General features: G+C 75.5%; 6 protein-coding genes. 5 read left to right on the forward strand and 1 reads right to left on the reverse strand.

All coding sequences use genetic code 11. The annotated features are described in order from the left end of the window. The first annotated feature begins 197 nt into the window (after positions 1 to 197). From N866_RS16475 to N866_RS16490, 4 genes are all read left to right on the forward strand, one after another. Entirely contained in the window at positions 198 to 560 is a 363-nt protein-coding gene (locus N866_RS16475; protein ID WP_034228428.1) for a DUF3499 domain-containing protein, read from the forward strand. A gap of 1 nt (position 561) precedes the next feature. Further along, positions 562 to 810 carry a hypothetical protein gene (locus N866_RS16480; protein WP_034228430.1) on the forward strand — a complete coding sequence of 83 codons (249 nt, stop codon included), beginning with the start codon at positions 562 to 564 and terminating at the stop codon, positions 808 to 810. A 106-nt stretch (positions 811 to 916) separates the two neighbouring features. Continuing rightward, positions 917 to 2,410: a phosphomannomutase/phosphoglucomutase gene (locus tag N866_RS16485; RefSeq protein WP_052023174.1), complete on the forward strand. Its 1,494-nt coding sequence runs from the start codon at positions 917 to 919 to the stop codon at positions 2,408 to 2,410. Then, positions 2,407 to 2,616 (forward strand): Trm112 family protein, encoded by a 210-nt coding sequence (locus N866_RS16490; protein WP_034228432.1) that lies wholly within the window; start codon positions 2,407 to 2,409, stop codon positions 2,614 to 2,616. The genes N866_RS16485 and N866_RS16490 overlap by 4 nt, the downstream gene beginning before the upstream one ends. Before the next feature lie 33 nt (positions 2,617 to 2,649). Here the strand turns inward: N866_RS16490 and N866_RS16495 are convergent, their stop codons facing one another. Continuing rightward, positions 2,650 to 3,468, reverse strand: a complete 819-nt coding sequence (locus N866_RS16495; RefSeq protein ID WP_034228434.1) for an RDD family protein — start codon at positions 3,466 to 3,468, stop codon at positions 2,650 to 2,652. 68 nt (positions 3,469 to 3,536) lie between these two features. Here N866_RS16495 and N866_RS16500 point away from each other — a divergent pair, with 68 nt between their 5' ends. Further along, on the forward strand, positions 3,537 to 4,535 hold the full coding sequence (locus tag N866_RS16500) for a stage II sporulation protein M (RefSeq protein WP_034228436.1): 999 nt from the start codon (positions 3,537 to 3,539) through the stop codon (positions 4,533 to 4,535). The last annotated feature ends 167 nt before the right edge of the window (positions 4,536 to 4,702 follow it).

The following is a 4,702-nucleotide window of genomic DNA, read 5'->3' on the forward strand; positions in this document are numbered from 1 at the left end:
GGGCGCGGTGCCGCGGCTGCGGCGGACGGGCAGGCGGCTCACGCGACCACTGTAGGAGGTCACGGTGCGGGTGTGCCGACCGCCGGGCCGGAGGCGGGGGTCGGCGCTCGCAACGGCTGGTCCCACCGGGTGAGGCCGCCCCGGGGGCGGCGGCGCGGCGCGGGGGCTGTCCGGGAGGCGCCGAGTACGCTCGCGGCGTGAGGTCCGGACGGCAGTGCTCCCGGAGCGCCTGCGGGCGCCCGGCCGTGGCGACGTTGACGTATGTCTACTCCGACTCGACGGCCGTCCTGGGCCCACTCGCGACCCTCGCCGAGCCGCACTCCTACGACCTGTGCAGCGAGCACGCCGGCCGGCTCACCGCTCCTCGCGGGTGGGAGGTCGTGCGGCTGACGCCGGAGTTCATCCCCGTCGGCCCGAGCCCGGACGACCTCGTCGCGCTCGCCGACGCGGTGCGCGAGGCGGGCCGCCCGCGCCCCGTGGCGGCGCCGGTGCCCGAGCCGGTGCAGACCGAGGTCGCGCGCCGGGGGCACCTGCGGGTGCTGCGCGGCGAGGGCGGCTGAGATGGGCGGGAACCGGTCCGGTCCCGGCGGCGACATGGACGCGACCGCGATGCCCGACGGCCCGGGCCGCTGCGGGGCGTGCGGCAGCGGCGCGCTCACCCGGCTGCCGATGGTCCTGACCGACGGCACCGACGTCGTGTTCGTCTCCTGCCACGCCTGCGAGCGGCGCGAGTGGTTCCAGCCGACGGCGCAGGGGTGGGACGCCCTGCCGATCGACTCCGTGCTGCGGCGGGCCACGAAGCCCCGCTGACGTCGCGCCCTCGCTGCCGTCGCGCCCCCCTGACGTCGCGGCGCGTGACGTCGAGCGCCGCAGCCGGGTGCGCGCCGGCATGCGCCGCATCCCTAGACTTCCCCACGTGACGTCCCACGACCCCGCGGTCCCCGCCCCTGCTTCGTCCGCGCTCCCCGACCTGTCGGGCCTGATCAAGGCCTACGACGTGCGGGGCGTGGTCCCCGAGCCGTTCAGCCCCGCGGTGGCCACCGCGATCGGCGCGGCGTTCGCCGAGGTCGTGGTGACCGGCGGGCAGCGCTCCGTCGTGGTGGGCCAGGACATGCGCCCCTCGGGCGACGAGCTGGTCGAGGCCTTCGCGGCGGGCCTGACCGCGCGCGGCGTCGACGTCGTCCGGATCGGCCTGTGCTCCACGGACGGGCTCTACCACGCCTCCGGCGTCCTGGACCTGCCCGGGGCGATGTTCACGGCTAGCCACAACCCGGCCGAGTACAACGGCATCAAGATGTGCCACGCGGGGGCCCGCCCCGTCGGCGAGGGCGCCGGCCTGGGCGAGGTGCGCGACCTCGCGGCCCGGTACCTCGGCGAGGGGCTGCCCGAGCCGGTCGAGGCGCCCGGGACCGTCACCCGCCGGGAGATGCTGCCCGAGTACGCCGCCTTCCTGCGCGGGCTGGTGGACCTGTCCGGGATCCGTCCCCTCAAGGTCGTCGTCGACGCGGGCAACGGCATGGCCGGCCTGACGGTGCCGGCGGTCCTCGGCACCGCGGCGGGCCTGCCCGCGCTGCCGCTGGAGGTCGTCCCGCTGTACTTCGAGCTCGACGGCACCTTCCCGAACCACGAGGCGAACCCCCTGGAGCCGGAGAACCTCCGCGACCTCCAGGCCGCCGTCCTGGAGCACCAGGCCGACCTGGGTCTGGCGTTCGACGGCGACGCGGACCGCTGCTTCGTCGTGGACGAGCGGGGCGAGCCCGTCTCCCCGTCGGCCGTGACCGCCCTCGTCGGTCTGCGCGAGGTCTCCCGCGAGCTGGCCGCCGGACGGACCCCGACGGTGATCCACAACCTCATCACCTCGGCCGTCGTGCCGGACCTCCTGCGCTCCGCGGGGGCCCGGACCGTGCGGACCCGGGTGGGGCACTCGTTCATCAAGGCCGAGATGGCGCAGCACGACGCGGTGTTCGGCGGCGAGCACAGTGCGCACTACTACTTCCGGGACTTCTTCTTCGCCGACACCGGCATGCTGGCGGCGATGCACGTCCTCGCCGCCCTCGGGGAGCGGCGGGACGGGGTGGCCGCGGCCACGATGTCGGGGCTCGCGGAGGCCTACCAGCCGTACGTCGCGAGCGGCGAGGTCAACTCCCGGGTCGCCGACGTCGCCGCCGCCCGCGCGCGCGTCGTGGAGGCGTACGTCACGCAGCAGGGCGCGGGGCGGGTCGACGTCGACGAGCTGGACGGGCTCACGATCTCCCACTGGGACTCCCACCCCCGGTGGTGGTTCAACCTGCGCGCCTCCAACACCGAGCCGCTGCTGCGGCTCAACGTCGAGGCCGCCGACGAGGACGTCATGGTGAAGGTGCGGGACGACGTGCTCGGGCTGGTCCGGGCGGACGGGGGCCGGGGATGAGCGGCGACGAGCGGCCGACGCCGGACTGGGTACGCGGCCTCCTGCGCTGCCCGGGGTGCGGGTCGGAGCTGCGGGACGGGCAGCGTCCTGACGGGTCACCGGAGCTCGTGTGCACCGGCGAGACGTGCGCGCTGGCCTACCCGGTGCGGGACGGCATCCCGGTGCTGCTCGTGGACGAGGCGTACCCCTCCGGCGGCACGGTCTGAGACGCCGGCGCGCTCGGTGAGGAGCCGGCGCGCTCAGTCCTGCGGGTCCGGGACCCCGTGCGGCAGCCGGTGCAGGAGCGCGGCCTCCGCGCGGGCGTCGGCCGCCTTGCGGACCGCCAGCGCGTACTCCCGGTCACGCCGTTCGGCGAGGACGGCGGCGATGAAGCGCTCCGGGTGCGTGCCCGGCGGCGGCCCCGGGGCGACGTAGGCCTCGACCTCCGCGGCGAGCCGGACACCGAGCGCGGCCCGCGACGCCGGGTTGAGGCTCATGGCGCGGCCCAGGAACTGCCGGGTGGACAGCGCGAGCCCGTCCGGGAGCCGCCGGATGTCCGTGCCGGCGGCCCAGGCCGCGAGCTCCGGGGGCATCGGCACCGGTGGGAGCGTGCGCTGGCCGCCGCGGACCCGCACCGCGTAGGTGCCCGCGAGGATGTCGCCGACACGCTTGCCCTTCGGGTGCACCAGCGAGGTGATGAGCGCCACCGAGCCGGCGGTCAGCCAGATCTCGCCGACGCCCACCAGCGCGCGGAGCACGGCGTGGCGGAACCGGACCGGCCCGCCGTCGTCCCGCACGACGCGGATGCCCACGACGAGCTTGCCGACCGACCGTCCGCGGGTGAGGGTCTCGACCGTGGTGGGGAGCACGACCAGCACGAGGACGACCAGCCCGATCGTCAGGGCGGCGAGCATCGCGGCGTCCAGCCCGGTCGCGACGACCGGCACCAGCAGGGCGAGGACGATGACGACCAGCGCCTGGACCGCGAGGTCCAGGAGCGAGCCGAGGACCCGGGTGGCGAACGACGCGGGGCGGGCGTCCAGCACGACGCCCTCGCCGATGAGGATCTCCTCCGACACCGCCGCACCCTCCCGCTGACCTGCGCATCCGAGCCGGGAGCCGGCTCGCCTGTGGCAGGCTACCCCGCGTGGACCTGGACGCGTTCTCCGCCGTGCACGCCGACACGTGGCAGCGCCTGGACCGGCTGAGCCGGCGTCGGCGGCTGAACGGCGCGGAGACCGACGAGCTCGTGGCCCTGTACGAGCAGGTCGCGACCCATCTGTCCGCCGTGCGCTCCGCAGCGCCGGACCCGTCGGTCATGTCGCACCTGTCGGACCTGCTCGCCCGTTCCCGTGCCGCGATCGCGGGAGCCCACGACCCGTCGTGGTTCGACGTCGCCCGGTTCTTCGCCGTGACGCTGCCGGTCGCCTTCTACCGGGTGCGGTGGTGGACGGTCGGCGTGACCGTGGTCTTCTGCCTCGTGGCCACGATCGCCGGGTTCACGATGTACCGCGACGCCGGGGCGCAGGCCGCCTTCGGGTCGCCTGCGGAGCTGCGGCTCTACGCCGAGCAGCAGTTCGCCTCCTACTACACGCAGTACGACGGCAGCAGCTTCGCGGCCCAGGTGTGGACGAACAACGCGTGGATCGCCGCGCAGTGCGTGGCGTTCGGGATCTCGGGCATCTGGCCGGTGGTCGTCCTGCTCACCAACGCGGTGAACGTCGGCGCGGCCGGCGGCGTCATGGCCCTGCACGACGGGCTCGGCATCTTCTTCCAGCTCATCCTGCCGCACGGCCTCATGGAGCTCACCGCCATCTTCGTGGCGGGCGCCGCGGGCCTGAAGCTGTTCTGGACGGTCGTGGACCCGGGCGGCCGGCCGCGGGGCCGGGCGGTCGCGGAGGAAGGCAGGTCGCTCATCACGGTCGCGCTGGGTCTGGTCCTCGTGCTGGGGGTGTCCGGCCTCGTGGAGGGGTTCGTGACGCCCTCGACCGTGCTGCCGTGGTGGCTGAAGATCGTGATCGGGGCGCTCGTGCTCGCCGCGTACTGGATCTACGTCCTGACCCTGGGGCGCCGCGCCGCCCGCGCCGGGGAGACCGGCGACCTGGCGCTGGAGGACCGCGGCGACGTGCTGCCGACGGCGGCCTGAGTCGCACCCGCTGCCGGCAGCCGCCTGAGTCGCACCGGCTGCCGACGGCCGCCCGAGTCAGCCGTTCGCCCGGTCCGGGCCCGTGACGACGGCGGGGTCCTGCCGTCGCGCCCGCACGACCAGCGCGGTGCCGGTGAGCAGGAGCGCCGCACCGACGGCCCAGGGCA

This window comes from Actinotalea ferrariae CF5-4, assembly GCF_000603945.1.
In the GTDB taxonomy this organism is placed as follows: Bacteria; Actinomycetota; Actinomycetes; order Actinomycetales; family Cellulomonadaceae; genus Actinotalea; species Actinotalea ferrariae.